General features: G+C 64.6%; 24 protein-coding genes. 19 read left to right on the top strand and 5 right to left on the bottom strand.

Annotated elements, in window-relative coordinates; genetic code table 11:
• Positions 1–15: 15 nt before the first annotated feature.
• From NVS83_RS04115 to NVS83_RS04125, 3 genes are all read right to left on the bottom strand, one after another.
• Positions 16–405: a ProQ/FINO family protein gene (locus NVS83_RS04115; RefSeq protein WP_258738178.1), complete on the bottom strand. Its 390-nt coding sequence runs from the start codon at positions 403–405 to the stop codon at positions 16–18.
• Entirely contained in the window at positions 392–616 is a 225-nt protein-coding gene (locus NVS83_RS04120; RefSeq protein WP_258738179.1) for a hypothetical protein, read from the bottom strand. The genes NVS83_RS04115 and NVS83_RS04120 overlap by 14 nt, the downstream gene beginning before the upstream one ends.
• Before the next feature lie 98 nt (positions 617–714).
• Complete coding sequence (locus NVS83_RS04125; RefSeq protein WP_258738180.1) at positions 715–966, bottom strand: hypothetical protein; 252 nt, start codon at positions 964–966, stop codon at positions 715–717.
• 257 nt (positions 967–1,223) lie between these two features.
• Between NVS83_RS04125 and NVS83_RS04130 the strand changes: the two genes are divergently transcribed.
• From NVS83_RS04130 to NVS83_RS04150, 5 genes are all read left to right on the top strand, one after another.
• Positions 1,224–1,481, top strand: coding sequence for a hypothetical protein (locus tag NVS83_RS04130; protein ID WP_258738181.1), 258 nt, complete (start codon positions 1,224–1,226; stop codon positions 1,479–1,481).
• Positions 1,474–1,812, top strand: a complete 339-nt coding sequence (locus NVS83_RS04135) for a DUF3572 family protein (RefSeq protein WP_258738182.1) — start codon at positions 1,474–1,476, stop codon at positions 1,810–1,812. The genes NVS83_RS04130 and NVS83_RS04135 overlap by 8 nt, the downstream gene beginning before the upstream one ends.
• A 13-nt stretch (positions 1,813–1,825) precedes the next feature.
• Positions 1,826–2,074, top strand: a complete 249-nt coding sequence (locus NVS83_RS04140) for a hypothetical protein (protein WP_258738183.1) — start codon at positions 1,826–1,828, stop codon at positions 2,072–2,074.
• A gap of 134 nt (positions 2,075–2,208) precedes the next feature.
• Complete coding sequence (locus NVS83_RS04145; RefSeq protein WP_258738184.1) at positions 2,209–3,234, top strand: nucleoid-associated protein; 1,026 nt, start codon at positions 2,209–2,211, stop codon at positions 3,232–3,234.
• Complete coding sequence (locus NVS83_RS04150; protein ID WP_258738185.1) at positions 3,170–4,618, top strand: hypothetical protein; 1,449 nt, start codon at positions 3,170–3,172, stop codon at positions 4,616–4,618. The genes NVS83_RS04145 and NVS83_RS04150 overlap by 65 nt, the downstream gene beginning before the upstream one ends.
• 4 nt (positions 4,619–4,622) lie before the next feature.
• Here the strand turns inward: NVS83_RS04150 and NVS83_RS04155 are convergent, their stop codons facing one another.
• On the bottom strand, positions 4,623–5,354 hold the full coding sequence (locus tag NVS83_RS04155; RefSeq protein ID WP_258738186.1) for a LexA family protein: 732 nt from the start codon (positions 5,352–5,354) through the stop codon (positions 4,623–4,625).
• Between the two features lie 86 nt (positions 5,355–5,440).
• Here NVS83_RS04155 and NVS83_RS04160 point away from each other — a divergent pair, with 86 nt between their 5' ends.
• Genes NVS83_RS04160 through NVS83_RS04215 form a run of 12 tightly spaced genes read left to right on the top strand, consistent with a single transcriptional unit; the run spans position 5,441 to position 14,065 of the window.
• Positions 5,441–5,740, top strand: a complete 300-nt coding sequence (locus NVS83_RS04160; RefSeq protein ID WP_258735048.1) for a hypothetical protein — start codon at positions 5,441–5,443, stop codon at positions 5,738–5,740.
• On the top strand, positions 5,737–6,285 hold the full coding sequence (locus NVS83_RS04165) for a phage regulatory CII family protein (protein WP_258738187.1): 549 nt from the start codon (positions 5,737–5,739) through the stop codon (positions 6,283–6,285). The genes NVS83_RS04160 and NVS83_RS04165 overlap by 4 nt, the downstream gene beginning before the upstream one ends.
• A gap of 4 nt (positions 6,286–6,289) precedes the next feature.
• Positions 6,290–6,538, top strand: a complete 249-nt coding sequence (locus tag NVS83_RS04170) for a hypothetical protein (protein ID WP_258738188.1) — start codon at positions 6,290–6,292, stop codon at positions 6,536–6,538.
• A 49-nt stretch (positions 6,539–6,587) separates the two neighbouring features.
• The gene (locus NVS83_RS04175; protein WP_258738189.1) at positions 6,588–6,866 is read left to right on the top strand and encodes a DUF2312 domain-containing protein; all 279 of its coding nucleotides are present in this window, start codon (positions 6,588–6,590) and stop codon (positions 6,864–6,866) included.
• A gap of 4 nt (positions 6,867–6,870) precedes the next feature.
• On the top strand, positions 6,871–7,719 hold the full coding sequence (locus NVS83_RS04180) for a DUF6551 family protein (protein WP_258738190.1): 849 nt from the start codon (positions 6,871–6,873) through the stop codon (positions 7,717–7,719).
• A complete protein-coding gene (locus NVS83_RS04185) occupies positions 7,697–8,065 on the top strand; it encodes a winged helix-turn-helix domain-containing protein (RefSeq protein ID WP_258738191.1) in 369 nt (122 codons plus the stop codon). The genes NVS83_RS04180 and NVS83_RS04185 overlap by 23 nt, the downstream gene beginning before the upstream one ends.
• The gene (locus NVS83_RS04190) at positions 8,062–9,036 is read left to right on the top strand and encodes a helix-turn-helix domain-containing protein (RefSeq protein ID WP_258738192.1); all 975 of its coding nucleotides are present in this window, start codon (positions 8,062–8,064) and stop codon (positions 9,034–9,036) included. Before NVS83_RS04185 ends, NVS83_RS04190 begins: the two co-directional genes overlap by 4 nt.
• 8 nt (positions 9,037–9,044) lie before the next feature.
• On the top strand, positions 9,045–10,448 hold the full coding sequence (locus NVS83_RS04195) for a DnaA ATPase domain-containing protein (RefSeq protein WP_258738193.1): 1,404 nt from the start codon (positions 9,045–9,047) through the stop codon (positions 10,446–10,448).
• The gene (locus NVS83_RS04200) at positions 10,445–11,095 is read left to right on the top strand and encodes an MT-A70 family methyltransferase (RefSeq protein WP_258738194.1); all 651 of its coding nucleotides are present in this window, start codon (positions 10,445–10,447) and stop codon (positions 11,093–11,095) included. The genes NVS83_RS04195 and NVS83_RS04200 overlap by 4 nt, the downstream gene beginning before the upstream one ends.
• Positions 11,092–12,012 carry a hypothetical protein gene (locus NVS83_RS04205; RefSeq protein ID WP_258738195.1) on the top strand — a complete coding sequence of 307 codons (921 nt, stop codon included), beginning with the start codon at positions 11,092–11,094 and terminating at the stop codon, positions 12,010–12,012. Before NVS83_RS04200 ends, NVS83_RS04205 begins: the two co-directional genes overlap by 4 nt.
• The gene (locus NVS83_RS04210; RefSeq protein WP_258738196.1) at positions 12,009–12,416 is read left to right on the top strand and encodes a hypothetical protein; all 408 of its coding nucleotides are present in this window, start codon (positions 12,009–12,011) and stop codon (positions 12,414–12,416) included. Before NVS83_RS04205 ends, NVS83_RS04210 begins: the two co-directional genes overlap by 4 nt.
• A 2-nt stretch (positions 12,417–12,418) precedes the next feature.
• Positions 12,419–14,065 carry an SNF2-related protein gene (locus tag NVS83_RS04215; RefSeq protein ID WP_258738197.1) on the top strand — a complete coding sequence of 549 codons (1,647 nt, stop codon included), beginning with the start codon at positions 12,419–12,421 and terminating at the stop codon, positions 14,063–14,065.
• Between the two features lie 16 nt (positions 14,066–14,081).
• Here the strand turns inward: NVS83_RS04215 and NVS83_RS04220 are convergent, their stop codons facing one another.
• Positions 14,082–14,342, bottom strand: a complete 261-nt coding sequence (locus NVS83_RS04220) for a DUF1488 family protein (protein WP_258738198.1) — start codon at positions 14,340–14,342, stop codon at positions 14,082–14,084.
• A 112-nt stretch (positions 14,343–14,454) separates the two neighbouring features.
• On the opposite strand from NVS83_RS04220, the gene NVS83_RS04225 reads away from it, so the two are divergent.
• Together NVS83_RS04225 and NVS83_RS04230 are read left to right on the top strand one after the other, a co-directional pair.
• A complete protein-coding gene (locus NVS83_RS04225; protein WP_258738199.1) occupies positions 14,455–15,357 on the top strand; it encodes a hypothetical protein in 903 nt (300 codons plus the stop codon).
• Positions 15,354–16,343, top strand: coding sequence for a helix-turn-helix domain-containing protein (locus tag NVS83_RS04230; RefSeq protein WP_258738200.1), 990 nt, complete (start codon positions 15,354–15,356; stop codon positions 16,341–16,343). The genes NVS83_RS04225 and NVS83_RS04230 overlap by 4 nt, the downstream gene beginning before the upstream one ends.
• The last annotated feature ends 9 nt before the right edge of the window (positions 16,344–16,352 follow it).

The raw sequence follows: 16,352 nt of genomic DNA on the forward strand, positions 1-16,352 counted from the left end.
CCGAGGGCGCAGAGATCACGCAGCATCGCGATGGCCATGGTCGGCACCCTTGTGTGCGGCGTTGCGATCGGCGCGCCTGAGGCGAACCCGGGCCTCGCGCGCCTCGTCCTCGGAGACGATGCCGTCCGGCCACCCGTCGAGGTCGATCCGGGCGGCGCCGGCCGTCATGGCGCGCAGATAGGTGCGGCCGTGGACGTAGTCCGAAAGCGCTTCGTGCAGCCGGCGGGCGCTGATGTCCGGCGCGGCGGCGCGGGTGGCCTGCCGGATGCCCTTCTGCAAAGGCAGCTTGGGCTGGCCCTTGGGCATGAAGCAGCGCGGAAAGCGCTGGACCAGAAGCTCACGGGTCGCCTCGGCGCGGGTCTTGCGCAGGCGCCACTTCTCGACGGGCGTCTCAGCGGCGTTCACTGGCGGGCTCCTCGGTGCGGAACGGGCGGTCACGCATGTCGCGCGAGCGCGCCTTGAGCGAGCGGATGTGGGTGGAGAGCGTCTCGGCGAGATCGAGTGCCTGGAGACGCAGGGTCTCGAGTTCCGAGGCCGCGAGCTCGATGGCGCGGGCCGCCTGGAATTCGGGCGTCCGGGCAAGCTGGGATTCCTCGGCATGGGAATGCGGGATCATGCGCTGGCCTCGTGAAAGAGAAGGGCGGCCGGATCGACTTGGGATTGTGAGGGAGGAGCGATCCGGCCGTGGCGGGACGTGCGGCCGCCGGAGTTGGTTCAGAAGGGGATGAGAGCGTCCTCGTCCAAGCCCTCGATCCCCAGCGAGACGCCGGGATTGAGCATGGTCGTTTCGACATCGACGCGTCGCGACACGCTCACCGCCGCGAGAACGAAGAACGAGACGCCGGGATGGTTTCGGGCGAGACGCGCGGCCTCGTCGCGCGCCGACGCATAGGTCTTGTGCCGAACCGTCGGCTGTCCCTGGCCAAGCCCGTAGACCATCCAGAACATGTGCTGCTTATCGGACATGACGCGAACTCCATCAGCGGTTGGCGTGCCCGGCGGTCGGTCGGGCTGGGGGGAGCGGTTGACCGCCGCCGGGCACGCGTCAGCAGGAGCGGCTGATGGAGTTACGCTAAGTGGGTTATTTCCCACTGTCAATCTATAAGTGGGAAATAACCCATAATTTAGAAAAGCCGACTACCGCCGCCGATTGGACTCGACTCAGGAGCGATCATGTTTGAGGATATGGAACATAACAAGAACATTGCAGGGTGTGAGGTATCATGAACGAAGCGGAAAAAGGGGACTATGATCGCCTGGCGGCGCGCTTCCGGCTGCATCTGAGGTGCGAGCATTGCGTCGCCGAGAGCCAGTTTTTCGTCGACGTCCCGCGCGTGGATGATGCGCCGACCGGGATCGACGAGCTGCTCGAGAGTGCCTTCCTGGAGCGCCAGCGCTTCGTCTGCAGCATCTGCGCTAACCCGATCGGGCTCATTGCTGGCGTGGTGCAGCTGAGACTGCCGGAGGCATGCGATGCGTGATGGGGTCGGACAGGCTCGCAACTATGCCGAGTGGATCGCCATACGCGTGTTGGGCGCTCTCGCGAACGATGCGTTGCGCCTCGAGCGCTTCCTTACCGAGATGGGGATCGAGGCGAGAGCGGTCAGGACCTGCGCAAGCGATCCGCGCTTTCTCGCCTCGCTTCTGGACTGGGTCGCCGAGGAGCCGGCGCTTGCCGAAGCGATCATGTCGGAAACCGGCATACGTGCCGATGACGTCACCATGGCGCGCCATGTGCTCCGCGGAGGCGATGAAGAAACATGCCTGCCCATGCCAGCCGGCCGCCGGCCGCGCCCGCGGCATTTTCCCTGAAGGAGACGAGGTCATGCCCAAGAAGACATTCTTTGTCGTTCAGCCCTTCGAGGCGCTAAAGCGCGGGCGGATTAAGGCCGGCATCCCAATGGAAGCGCGCGATGCCGAGGATGCCAACCGAAAGGCCAAGCGCTTAAGCTTGGTGAAGGCCGGCGCCATCGCCTTTTCGACCGAAGTGGAGACCGAGAGCGGCGATGCTGAGCCGCCGGTGCTGATCGCGGCTTATGGCGACGTTCCAGAAGAAGGGCTCGACGCCAACTAACGGTTCGCGATGTTCTGCTGCTGATCCCAACGCATTATGCTACCGTTCTCGCGAGCCGAATGACGCACGGAGTCTCCTGTGCTGCAGCGTCAGGTCGGGCAAAACATGAATCGTACAATACTGCGGGGGGATAGATGGCGTTCTTCGATGATGACCAACTGGAAGCGCTTCGGATTGAGCAGATGGTGTTCCATCTAGTAGGCCCAACCGAGGAGCATTTCGTTCGACTTGAAGTCATAGAGCCCGGTCGTTTCGCCGGGTTCTTTTTGGAGCGGATTGGCTCGGTCAATGGTGGAGCTCCTTATGTGTTCACCGATGCATCAGCAACTCGCGAGCGTCTTGGGCGGATTGCTGCTGATCCTAGGCGTTTCCAAGAAGAGAGTGAGAAACTGGCCGAAGATTTTCAGCGCCAGCACGGCGGCTCGACCGCGGCGGGGGCCTTTATGGTATTTCGTTTGAGGGCCGGAGAAGAAGAGTATTTTGCCTTGCTCAAGTACGACGACGAGAAAGTGCTCACGTACGATGTGACAGACGCGGCGGGCGGCCGAAAGCGCGTCAGCCTCGACTCGCTGGAGCGGACGTTTGTGCAGAATCGCGAAGCACTGCAGAAGTCCGCGCTAATCCGTTTGACTGATGATGGGGGTGAGTTGACGGTGCTCGATCGTCGCAACCAGCAGAAGGTGGCGAGGTATTTCGAGGCGTTTCTCGCAGCCAAGCGTCTCCACGATGATGCGGAGTTGAGCGAGAAGCTGGTTAAGGTCGTGCGCGACTTGATCCGTGGCAATAAGGACTTGGTATCTCCGGAAGTTTTTCGTGAGGCCAATCGTCGTACTTACGACGCGGCCGCCGGAGGTGGCGCCCTGGGAATTGACGATCAAAAGCGCTTCCTCGAAGCGGTCGTCGGGCAAAACCTCCCGGACGGTCATCCCTTGGTGCAAAAGTTTCGAAATGCGCTGAAGCGAGAGCGGATCGAGGGGGCGCCGGTTGTGCTCACGCCGGAGAAGGTGCGGCCGCCCGCGCTGTGGCGCTATGTGACAAGAAATCAGATCCAAATCCGCGTGCCCGACGACATGTTGGGCGCAATTGAAGTGGAAGATGAACGGATCATCATCCACGATCGCCTTGAGCAGCAGTTCGATGAACCCGAGGGACGTCGCTAATCTCCTCATCGCCACGGCGACGGAGAATGACATTGATGAGCGTCCAAACCTCCTGATCCTCCGGGCGGCGTTGGCGGACGATGATCTGCGCGCTCGGTGGCTTCGATTGCGCGCGGCGCCGCCGTCGTACATTGCTGCGGTGACCATCACCGAGGCGGACGGTGACGGGCAATTGGAGTCCGATGCCGAACCGGGTCCAGAAGAATTTTTTAGAATTTCGGTTTCGAAGCGGCAGGTGGCAGGACGGTTGTGCCTTTTTTTGGCTAGATCAATGACCCGTTGGGAGAAAGATCTCGCGACAGTTGATCACGTTTTCATTGCCGATATGGAGCCGCATGAGACCTTTTCAACATACCGGAACCGCTTACAGCTCTGGACGAATGATGAGCCCGAGGGATTCGCGCCATCCGAACCGCTTCCAGATCCGAGATCCTACGTCAGCGATTTTACCGGCAGAATGCTGGTACCTGGTGATGTAAGGCCGTGGCTGATTAGAGGAGCGCCCGAACGAGTGGGAGAGACTTATGCAGTCTGGGGGATTCTGGCCGCCCGGCGTCTGTTGGCGGCGCTGTCGGATAGAGTGTCGTTTGCCGATGGCGTGACGAATTATCATTTCAGTGGGCCACCTTCGTGCGCGGTGGCGATGAACGACGCCGAGGCGCTAAGCCTCATGCCGCGCCTCCAGGAAGGTGCTGCTTGGGTGTTTCCGGACGCGAAGGACGCAGACACGCGGCACCTGCTGTTGGCAGCCGAATGGGCCAGAACTCATAGAAGAGGCGAATTGCGTGACCTGGGCGATGGTGCGTTGGATTCAGCCAAAGCCGCCTACGCCGCGTATGTTAAATCTGGAAGCAAGGACACGCTGAAGGCGCTGGCAGAACTACGCAAAGCTGTCGTCGATGAGGGGCAGAAGTCCGCTCAACGGGCGCAGGAGCTTGCGGGAGCCATGTGGAAGGACGTTGCGATCGCAGCGTTGCCTTTTGTTCTCAAAATATTACCCGATGCCGGAAAGGCGTCAAGTCAGACGACGGCAGCAATGCTAGCGTTAGGCGCAGTGGCATTTCTGGTGTTTTCGTTCGGCATTCAAGTTTTCATTAATGAGCGGTTTTTTAGGCAACAGAAGGACGGCCGCTCTATTTGGAAGCGCGAGATTAACACGGTGCTTCGACAACAAGATGTAGAGGAGCTTAGCGAGGAGCCGCTTCGCGCGAGCATCGAAGATTATCGTAGGGTTCGTCTAGCGGTGGGGGCTGTATACGCCATTCTTATCTTTATCCTGCTTATGTTTGCTGTCTCCAATCTTAAGCCGTCCGAGATCGCACATGAGCCCGGGTTCAAATCCGGTGAGGCGGCAGCAGCGCACGATCTTGGGAAGCAAGATTAGATCGCTACCGGAACGAAATCGGAATCGTGTTCATGATTTTCCGCACGAGCCCGAGCACCTCGACTGTTCGACCGTCATCGGCCTCGAGGTCTCGGTTCACGACGATCGGCTTGTGCTTCGGATTGGTGGACCGGGGATGAAACTCGTAATGATCCTCGAAGATGGCGAGTTGTTTCACGGAGCGCTCGCGCATCTGCCCGCCATCGCGCGTCTGTTCGATCACAACGACCATGCCGTCCCTTAGCGGGACCCGCCCGCGAAGGTCGTCGAACATCACGCTGATGATTCGGTCCCCCGGCATGATCGGCCGCGGCTTGAGGTCGTTCATCGAGTCGCCGGCGACGTCGTTGGCGAAGAGGCGGCCCTGCGGAAAGTCGGGGTCGCGGGTGTCATAGATAAGCTCGTCCTGGACATCGTCGAACTGATCCACTTCCCGCCAGGATCCGGCTTCGATTGATCCTTGGAGGCGAACGGGAATGAGCGCGGCAGTTACCGGCTGAAGTTCATTGGACGATACGTCCGACTTTCCTTCGAGGGCTGCGTTAAGCTGTTGGACCGACCACCCCAGAGCACGCGCGAGGAGTGGCATGCTCGACTGACGGACCGAGGCCTTACGCCCCATCACAATGTCCCGAATGAAGGTGCGCTCCATGCCCGCTGCTGTGGCAGCTTGAACCGGGCCGATATCGAGTTCCTTCAGGCGGCCTTCGACGACCCGCTGCAGCTTACTCTCCATGTTGGGAATTATCCCACAATTCAAAGTGGGTTACCGCGTGGGAAATTCATGTTGCGAAGTGGGAATAATCCCACTATCTATGCGACATGGAAAATGAGCTCCGGTCCAATCTTCGTGTCTGCGCTGAAGCCTACGCCACGGCTAGAGGTTTCGAGCTGTCTACCGTCGGACGTCTGGCGGCGAATGACGGCAGCTTCTTCTCCAGAATTGCGTCCGGTCGCTCCTTCACCGCACGCAAGTACGACGAGATCATCCGCTGGTTTTCGACGAATTGGCCGTCTGGAGTGGAATGGCCCGAAGGGGTTCCGCGTGCGCCGGTGAACGTGGGCACCATGCCCGACGCCGGCACCTCCGAAAATGATAATCGCGAGGGCGTTTTGCCATGACGAAACGCCGGCAGCCGGGCTCTGCCCATGAGGCTCTCGACCGCATGTTCGACGGGATCGGCGAGCGCCATGGCGAGAAGGGATCGCCGACCGAGGGCGTGCGCGTCGTCGCCTCGTTCCTCGACATCGCCGAACCGACGCTGCGCAAGCAGCTCGACCCCGACCAGAAGGGTTCCGAGGTCTCCTACGCACGCGTCGCCCAGCTCACCCGTCATTTCGGCTGCATCGAGGCCGCCCAGCACCTGGCGCTCTGTGCCGGCGGCGTGTTCCTGCCGCTGCCGGACGGCGAGGGGAAGTTCGCAGAGCTCTCCAGCACGATGATGCAGGAGGTGGGCGAGGCGCTGGTGCAGCTTTCGGCGAGCCTGTCTCCGACTTCGGAAGGCGGCGCGTCGCTGACGCCGCGTGAAATAGCGACGGTGCTGCCTCTCGTCGCCGACGTGCTGGCCGTTACCAGCGCCCTCTACAGCGAGTTGGAGGCGGCTCATGCCGCCAAGGAAGACGCTTTCGACGAGGTGCCGCCGAATGTGCGGCGCCTGCGCGAGTGATCCCATGGCGAGGATCTATGTGCGCACCGCCGATCCTCCCGCCGACCGCCTGCAGGCCGCGCAGCAGAGGCTGCGCGTCGCGCGCAACGAGAAGCGAGCCGAGTACGCCCGGCTCCGCAGGTATCACCGGCCGCGGGCGTCGATCGCCCGGCAGCTTGAAGAGATCACTACGGCGCTGCTGCGGGCCGAACTGAAAACGATGCCGATGCGCCGTGACCGGCCCGTGCCGGTCGCCGATCTCTTCGACGCGTAGCTCCCGCGGCACCGGCCGCACGTCCGCCATCTATCAAGGAAGGGATTCCATGTCCGACCAGCCGAACGACCAACCTTTTTCCGACGCTCCCGCGAGCTTCGCCAAGGAGCAGCTCAAGGCCTTCATCGAGCGTATCGAGCGGCTCGAGGAGGAGAAGAAGGCCATCGCCGACGACATCAAGGACGTCTTCGCCGAGGCGAAGGGGACCGGTTTCGATCCGAAGGCCCTGAAGGAAATCCTGAAGATCCGCAAGCAGGACGCCGACCAGCGCGCCGAGCATGACGCGATCGTCGACCTCTACCTGCAGGCGCTCGGGATGATCGGGTGACGCCATGACGGACGAAACTCCGCGACGTCGCAAGATCGAGCCGCTCGCGCTGCCGGGCATCGAGCCAGGCGGGGCCGCCGCCGAGGTTGCGCGTCCGGAGTTTCGCTGGGTGCGGCCCGGCACGCTCCGCGTGGACGAAAACTACCAGCGCAATCTCTCGGATCGCTCCATAAGCCTGATCCGCCGCATCGTCGCCGATTGGGACTGGCGCCGCTTCAAGCCGCCGATCGTGGTGGAGGTCGAGGGCGCGCTCGACGTGCTGGACGGCCAGCACACCGCGATCGCCGCCGAATCCCACCCGCAGGTGACTGAAATCCCGGTGATGGTGGTTCGTGCCGAGAGCCGGGAGGAGAGGGCGCAGGCCTTCATCGGGCACAACCGCGACCGGATCGCGGTCACGCCGACCCAGCTTCACGCCGCGGCCGTCGCGGCGGGCGATCCGGAAGCGTTGACGGTCGATCAGGTCTGCGCCCGCGCAGGCCTGCGGATCCTGCGTGTATCGCCGGGCAACGGCGCCTTCAAACCGGGCGACACCATGGCAGTCGGCGCTATCGGTGCGCTCATCGGGCGGCGCGGCGCGATGCGGGCACGCCAGATGCTGGAAGTGCTCGGCAAGGCGCGGATGGCGCCGGTGAGCTTCGCCGCGATCCGCGCGACCGAGATGCTCCTCACCGATCCCGAATATGCCGGCGAGATCACGCCGGAGGACCTGTCGAGCGTGATCATGGCGCTTGGCCCCGAAGGTGAACGTCAGGCCAAGCTTTTCGCTGCCAGTCACGGCATTCCGCTTTGGCGAGCGCTCGGCATCACCTGGTTCAAGAGGCGCCCCCGTGGACGAAAGCGCGCGGGTTGAGGCCCTCGAAGCGGAGAGCGAGAGGCTGCGTCAACGCGTCGAACAGCTCGAAGCGGCAATGGGCATGGATTTCGTCGCGCCGGTCGAATGGCGCCTGACGAGCAGCGAGTGCCGCGTGTTCGGCGTGCTGCTGAAACGCGAGGTCGCGACCAAGGACGCGATCATGGCTGCGCTCTATCGCGCAGATGGCCGCGAGGAAGCCGAAATGAAGATCGTGGACGTGTTCATCTGCAAGATCCGCCGCAAGGTGAAGCCGTTCGGCGTCGTCATCGTGACCCGCTGGGCCGTCGGCTGGTCGCTGGAGAGCCGGGCCGAACTCGCCCAGGCGCTCGGAGGCGGCGCATGACCGGCCGTCTCCTGCCCAACCTGACCAATCCCCTCGACCGGCCGGCAGCCGTCGTCCCGTTCCCGGTGGCTCGCCGGGGCGGCCGGCCGGCGAAGCTGCCGGAGGCCGATCTCCGTGCGGCCGTCGAGGAGGGATTGAAGGACCCGGAGATAGCGGAGCGGTTCGGCTGCTCGCGCCAGTATGTCTATCTGCAGCGCAAGCGGCACGGATTGCTCCGCCCGAAGGGACCGCGGCGGAGCAAGTCGCGCTTCGCGCCGAAGGTGGCGACCGATCGCGCCGTGACCATGCCGCCGGTCGACCATCCGGCGCTGACCGAAGACCGCACGCTCTACCCGGCCACGGTGACCGGCGTCGACGGACTTCTGAACGTGCTCGTCTCCGGTGCCAACCACTGGAAGATCGGCGGCGAGATCCGCAAGGGGCGCTGGGCCGGGTTCCCGGTCTATGCGCTGACGCTCGAGGAACGCGCGACCTGCCCGGCGTCGTGCCGGCACTGGCGCTCCTGCTTCGGCAATCACATGCACTTCGCCAAGCGCATCCGCCATGGCGAGGCCCTGGAAGACCGGCTTGCCCATGAGGTGGCCATCCTCCAGTCCCGCCACCCGCGCGGCTTCGCGGTTCGCCTGCATGTGCTGGGTGACTTCTATTCCGAGCGCTACGTCGCGCTGTGGGCTTCATTGATCGCCTGCTTTCCGGCGCTCCACGTCTTCGGCTTCACCGCCCGGATCGACGGACGGCGCGACCCTGTCGCCCGGGCGCTGGTCCAGCTCACGCTCGTCCACTGGGACCGCTTCGCTCTGCGCTTCTCGAACGCGCCGATCGACGAGTGCTCCACGGTCACGGTGGAGCATCCGCGGCAGGTGCCGGCGGACGCGGTGCTGTGCCCGCAGCAGACGGGGAAGACGGAATCCTGCTCCACCTGCGCTCTGTGCTGGCAGAGCCGCCGGCGCATCGCCTTCCTGCAACATTGAGGTCGGTCATGGATACGATTCAGCACGTCACGGAGAACGCGGGCGAGGCATGGGAACGGGTGCGCCGGCGGCTGCGGGTCGAGATCGGCGAGGAGATCTATGGGAGCTGGTTCCCGCGTCTCCGGCTGGAGGGCATGACCGGCGGCTGTGTCCGGCTGTCGGTGCCGACGCGGTTCCTCCGGTCGTGGATCCAGCAGCACTATGCCGATCGCCTCGCCGACCTCTGGCGTGAGGAGGCGGGTGTCGAGCGGATCGACCTGACGGTGCGCACGGCGGCGTTTCGCTCGCCGACCGCAATGCCGGCCGCCGCGCTCACCATCGCAGCCCCGGTGCCGCTCGATCGCGCGCCGCCGCTCGCTCCGATCTGTGTGCCGGACCCGAACGGTTCGCCGCTCACGCCCGGTCTGACCTTCGACAGCTTCGTCGCAGGGCAGGGGAACGCACTTGCTCTTGCCGCCATGCGCAAGGCCGCGGCGGAGGAGGCGCGCTTCAGCCCTCTGCTGCTGCATAGCGGCCCGGGGCTGGGCAAGACGCACCTATTGCAGGCGGCGGCACGCGAGGCCGGGCAGGGCGCCGCGCTCTATCTCGGTGCCGAGCACTTCATGAGCCTGGCCGCCGGCGGCGGCGCGTTCCAGGCGAGCGCGCTGCGCGAGGTGGCTTGCGGCGTCGGGTTGCTGCTGATCGACGACATCCACCGCATCACCGGCAAGGGCGCATACCGGGAATTCGCGGCAATCGTCGAACTCCGGCTTTCCGCGGGCAAGCCGTTGATCCTCGCCGCCGCGATGCCGCCCTCAGAGATCGAGCATCTGGATCGGCACCTGCGCTCCCGCCTCGCGGGCGGGCTGGTCGCCGAGATCGATCCCATGGACGCGGTCCTGCGGCGGGACCTGGTCGCCGCACGGATCGCGGCGATCGCGGTGGAATTGCCCGGGTTCGTCGTTCCCGCCCGCATCGTCGACGCCATCGCCGGTCGGGGCGGGCTGAACGGGCGCGATATCGGCGGTGCTTTGAACTGGCTGCGCGCGCAGTTCGAGCTCACCGGTGCCGTGCCCCCCATCGAGCAGGCCGACGTCATCCTCCGCGGCTTCCTGCGCAGCGTCTTCGGGGGCCATCAGCGGTTGCGGATCGACGACATCATGCGGGCCGTGGCCCGGCATTATCGCGTCTCGCTTCCGGACCTGCTGTCGCAGCGACGCACAGCCGACCTGCTGTGGCCGCGTCATGTCGCGATGTACCTCGCCAAGGAACTGACCATGCGCTCGCTGCCGGAGATCGGCCGGCGTTGCGGCGGGCGCGACCATACGACCGTGCTGTCGGGCGTGAGGAAGGTAGCGAGGCTGGTCGAAGCCGACCCGGACCGACGAGACGAGGTGCTGGCGCTCAAGCGGGCGATCGGAGGCGAGGCATGAGCGGCTGGTACTTCGATCCGTTGCCGCCATTCGGCTTCGACCTCGTCGAAATCGACCCGGCCTGGCACTTCAATCTCTACTCGGCCAAGGGGGCGAGGAAGTCGCCTCAGGCGCAATACGCGACCATGTCGGTCGATGAGGTGAAGGCTCTGCCGGTCGGCAACCTGCTCGCGCCCGGCGGGGTCTGCATCATGTGGACGACCTGGCCGCTGGTGGCGATCGGCGCCCATGTCGAGGTGATGAAAGGCTGGGGCATTCAGCCGGTGACCGGTGGCGGCTGGGCCAAGCGCACGGCGAGCGGCAAGTCGCAGTGGGGACCGGGCTACGTCGCCCGCTCACTCCATGAGCCTTACATCATCGCCCGATTGCCAGACTCGTCCTGGTCGGGCGCGAGCTTTCCCAATTTCGTCGAAACGCTGGAAGCCGATTCCATAGACGGTCTCGCGCGCGAGCATTCCCGCAAGCCGGACGAGTTCTATGCGCGCTGCGAGGCGGCATGGCCGGAGGCTAGGCGCGTGTCGATCTTCGCCCGGCAGACGCGGGAGGGCTGGGCGAGCTGGGGCAACGAGGCGACGAAGTTCGACGAGGTGTCCGCACCGCGCGAGCGGCTCGGCCTTATCCAATCCATATCGGAGAAGCAGTTATGAGCCGTGTCGTAGACGGCCTTTGGGTGGCTGCCGCTGCCGACGGCTTTGGCACCGTAGATTCCGACGAAGAGTTCTTGATCGAGGGGATCGTCAGAACCCTGCTCGATCGGCCATCACAGAATCACGTGCCGCTCGCGCACCCGGCTCTTGCAGATGCCGTGGCTTCTGACGCTGAGCGCGCGGCATCAGTCTATGTGTTCGACGCTTCGGCGGTCCATGTGGCCGAAAGCATCATGGCAAAGGCCGAGCGTTCAGCCTCGATGTGGGGGCTCTTCCGGCCGCCCGCCGATCTCTCCCTCTTTGATTTTCCTCACCCCTTCGGAGACGGCGAGTTTGGACGCGTTGGGGTCCTCGTGAAGAAAGCCGATGGTCCGAACGAGGTCCAACTGGACATCATTACCCTTTTCAAGGGGCGGGTTCGCGCGTGCGCGGTGCTTGATGTTGGACCATCGCAGAGCGGATCCGGATTTGACTTAACCTACACGTGGGCGGCTGAATGGCTGAACTCTATGTCGGCAGACGACGCCGAAGGTGTGTTGAACTGGTTTGCCGGCATTGTCGTAGGTTTGTCCATTTTTCTTAGCATCGGTGGGGCAACGGTCTCGGAACGACGCCCCCTGCGTCGGGTGCAATCTCGCATCGCTCGCCGCCTCCCGGCAGCGCCATGCGTCTATTCATTCAACTCGGTGCGGCTGAACTTCCCCAATGGCGGTATTGGGCGAAATCGACGCGTCACGTTCGAAGGTCGGACCGGCGTCCGCCGACACGAAGTCCGGACACATCTCAGGGAGATCACGCTCAAGTCTGGCGACCGAGTTCTCCGCTGGATAGCCGCGCATTGGCGCGGCAATGCCCGCTTGGGCGTCGTGGTCAAAGAACGGAACGTAACGACCAGGTCGGCGAAGGGGCCGGCATGATGCGCGAAGTACTCACCGATCGCCCCGCTGATGAGGGCTTCGAGATCGGTACGAGCACGGGGCTTGAACGTGTGCTCAAGATCCTGTCCGGGGCGCGCTTTCCGCTGACCGGCGAAAAGCCGCTGCAGGCTGCGATCGAGGCGCACATGATCGAGATCGGTCTCCCCTTCGAGCGCGAGGTGACGCTGGGCCCCGGCGACATCGTCGACTTCATGGTCGGAACCGTCGCCGTGGAGGTGAAGATCAAGGGGCAGCGCCGCGCGATCTTCCGGCAGTGCGAGCGTTATGCCGGCCATGGCAGCGTTTCCGCCATCCTGCTGGTGACCAATGTCGCCATGGGCTTCCCGCCGGCGCTGAAGGGCAAGCCGACGGCCGTCCTCAATCTCGGGAGGGCCTGGCTGTGAGGATGTACGGCACCCTTCACTTCGACGGCGAGCGGTGGGTGATGTCCGGCCTCGAGCCGCACGTCGCCATCAAGCTGAAAGCGATTTTCCCGGGCGTGCCCAAGGCATCGGCTGGGCCGTTCACCTTCCGGGACGGCGTCGCCATGGCGAGTGACCTCGAATGGTTCCTGCACCGCTACCCGATGGAGATGGCGGAGGCGGACCGCGCGCGCATGCTCGCCGGCCGGGCCGCCTTCACGGATCGGCGCAACGACGTCGAGCGCATCTTCGTGCCCGATTGGACGCCGCCGGCGACGCTCGGCTTCCAGCCCGGCCGCGAGCTCTATCGCTACCAGGCGGAGGCGGCGGAGGTCATCCGCAAGCTCGGCAGGCTGCTCCTGCTCGACGATGTCGGGCTCGGCAAGACGGTGACGGCGCTCGGCGCGCTTACCGATGGCGAAAGCCTGCCCGCCGCCATCGTCGTGCAGCCGCATCTGCGCACGCAATGGAAGAAGGAATACGTCGAGAAGTTCACGACGCTGCGGGCGCACATCATCCAGGGCACGCAGCCGTATGACCTTCCCGAGGCCGACCTCTACCTCTTCAGCTATTCCAACATCGCCGGCTGGGTCGACGTCTTCGCTACCGGGAGGTTCCGCGCCGTCGTCTATGACGAGATCCAGGAGCTTCGCACCGGCACCTCGACGGCCAAGGGGCAGGCGGCGGCGATCCTTTCTGCCAACACCCGCATGCGCATCGGCCTGACCGCGACGCCGGTCTACAATTACGGGCCGGAAATGTTCCACGTGGTCGAGGCGATCGAGCCGGGAGCGCTGGGCACCTATGAGGACTTCCTGCGCGAATGGTGCAGCTTCGGTGGCCGCAAGGCGATCGTGAAGGACCCGGACGCGCTCGGCACCTATCTGCGGGAAATCCAGCTGGTGCTGCGCCGCGAGCGGGCTGGCGGCAACGTCAACACCATCCCGATCGAGGTCGACTATGACGAGGATGTCGAGGCCGATTCCCTCGCGCTGATGCGCACGCTGGCCTCGACTGTGGTCAGCGGATCGTTTGCGCAGAGAGGGCAGGCGGCGCGTGAGCTCGACATCATGGCCCGCATGGTGACGGGACTCGCCAAGGCCAAATCGGTCGCGGCCTATGTCCGTCTGCTGCTGAACGAAGGCCTGTCGGTGCTGCTGGCCGGCTGGCACCGCGAGGTCTACGACATTTGGGGTCGGGAGCTCGGCGAGTTCGATCCCGTGCTCTACACGGGCAGCGAGACGCCTTCACAGAAGGATCGGGCCAAGGCTGCCTTCATCAACGGCGATACCAACCTGATGATGATCTCGCTGCGCTCCGGCGCCGGCCTCGACGGCCTGCAGCAGAGATGCAGCCACGTGGTGTTCGGCGAGCTCGACTGGTCGCCCAAGGTCCATGAGCAGGTCATCGGTCGCCTCGACCGGCCGGGCCAGAGCGAGCAGGTGACGGCGATCTTCCTGCACGCCAATGGCGGCTCCGATCCCCTGATCGTCAGCATGCTCGGCCTCAAGGCCAGCCAGGCGCAGGGCATCGTCGATCCGGGCAAGGGTGTCATGCCGGTGATTACGGACGCCAGCCGCATCCGGGCGCTGGCAGAGCGATTCCTCGGAGCAGAGGAGGCTGCGGAATGACGGGCGCGCCCACGGTCTATAGGTCAGTGGCCGAGAGGTGCACCCCGGTTCCATCGCGCCGGTATCGCACCGAGACCGCCAGCTCGATGGGAACCCGGTGCGCCATGAACGCCCGGAGCGGATCTCCGCCCGCGCCGAACTTCTTTCTCAGCGCCTCGGCCGAGATCGAGCACGTCACGTCCTGTCCCGTCGTCGCGTCCCGCATCGGAAAGCGGATGGTCGTTTCGTCGTCGAATGTCGGCTCGCCGCTCACGCGCATCAGCGCCATGATCCACATGCCCCCGCCCCTTGGACACCAATTGTGCAGCACGGCAGCGGCGGAGGTGAGGTAGCATGATCACTGCCTCAGCTCTCATCTCGTGCGCCGCCTCAGCAAGCGAGGATGCGTGATGGGAGATTTCAACCTCATCTCCCCTCCCGCACCGAAGAAAGCGCGCGTGCGGTGCGGCGGCTGGTCTTGGGGGCCGGTCGAAGGCGCGAAGCTGCGGGTGCTGTCCAACGGCGGCGGCATCCAGTCGTCCACGCTGATCATGATGATGTGCGTGGGCGAGTTGCCATGGGTCGACCACATCATCAACGCCGATCCCGGCGACGAGCTATCGGCGACCTATCGCCACCTCGAATGGCTGGAGGCGCAGGTTCTCCGTTACAGCAATGGCCGCGTGATGATGCATCGGGTGAGCCGGGGCGGCCGGCTTTCGGATCGCATCCGAAATCGTGCGACCGGACGCGGCGTCATCAACCAGGACCGCTTCGTCACGATTCCCGCGTTTACCGGACGCGGCGGGCAGGGCAAGCGCCAGTGCACCCGCGAATTCAAGATCGAGCCGCTGGAGAAGAAACAGCGCGAACTGCTCGGCTTTGCCCCGCGCCAGCGCATCCCTGCCGGCTCATGCGAGGTCTGGATCGGCATATCGACCGACGAGGTTGTGCGGGCGGGCGCGGCCTTCACGTCATGGACCGTGAACCGCTACCCGCTTCTCGAAAAGCGGATGTCGCGTATGGATTGCGTGCTCTGGCTGCAAGAGCGCGGGTTCCCGGTGCCGCCAAAGAGCGCTTGCATCTTCTGCCCCTACAAGACGAACGCCGAATGGCGCTGGCTGCGCGACAACGACCCGCAGGCGTGGGCCGATGCCGTCGAGATCGACCGGCTGATCCGAAATACGCCCAGCATGCGCGAGCAGGAGTTCTTGCATCGCGATCGTGTGCCGCTCGACCAGGTCGACCTGCGCACCGACGAGGAAGCCGGCCAGGGCATGCTCATGGTCTGCGAAGCGGGGTGCGGTCTGTGAGCGTGCAAGCCGTCGCCTGGGCTCTGGATCAGTACATCCGCGACGCGGCGACCAAGCTCGTGTTGATCTCGCTTGCGAACTACGCGGACAAGAAGACCGGCGAGTGCTGGCCGACGATCGCCCGCATCTGCGAGGAGTCATGCCAGTCCAAGAGCACCGTCCTTCGCCGGCTCGACTGGCTAGTCGAGCATGGGCTCGTCGTCAAGAGTGAGATGCATGAGACGAGCGGCCGCCAGAAGGCGAACCACTATCGGTTGGTTCTGTCGCGGCTTCTCACCCAAGATGATGTTGCATCGTTGCAAGGACATTCCGAGAACGTTCGCGAGGGAGGGTGTCAGGCTGAAACCCTCCCGATGCAGGGGGAGGGTGTCACGGTAGACACCCCCGAGGGTGTCACTGCTGACACCCCCATAGAACCGTTAGAAGAACCGAAGGTTACCCCCATAGCCCCCAAGGGGGCGGGGGAGGCGAACGATCGGGATGAGGAATTCGAGGAGTTCCTAGGGGCCTACGATCCGCAGCCCATGGCATCGAGGCTTACGCCACGGCGCCATTGGAACCGGCTGACGGCTGACGAGCGCAAGCGAGCCAAGGCGGCCATAGGGCCCTACCGGGCCGCATGCGCTGCCGAACGGCCGAAGCCTCGCAAGATGCTCGATCCGAGCGCCTACCTGTCGCGGCGCATCTTCGACAATTTCGCCGGCGCGCTGAAGCCACGCCCCCCGGAGGCCCCAGCCGTCGCGGCGCTTCGGCGATCCGCCGGCGCGGCATTCGCAGGCGCCCGTTTCGTCGAGTGTGGCACGTCCGCCTGGAAGGCGTGGGAGGCCGTTGCCAGCGAGGCCGCGTACCCGCTGAGGGCGGTCATTCTCCCGCCGCGACCGATGGCCGGACGCGATCGCGAAATGACGGGTCGGTACTTCCCCAGCGAGTGGCCGCCGACGCGGGACGGACCCGACCTCCTGCAGAAGGCGGCAGGCGAGCGATGAGTGACGGAG

The sequence above is a fragment of the Ancylobacter mangrovi genome, assembly GCF_024752335.1.
GTDB lineage: Bacteria > Pseudomonadota > Alphaproteobacteria > Rhizobiales > Xanthobacteraceae > Ancylobacter > Ancylobacter mangrovi.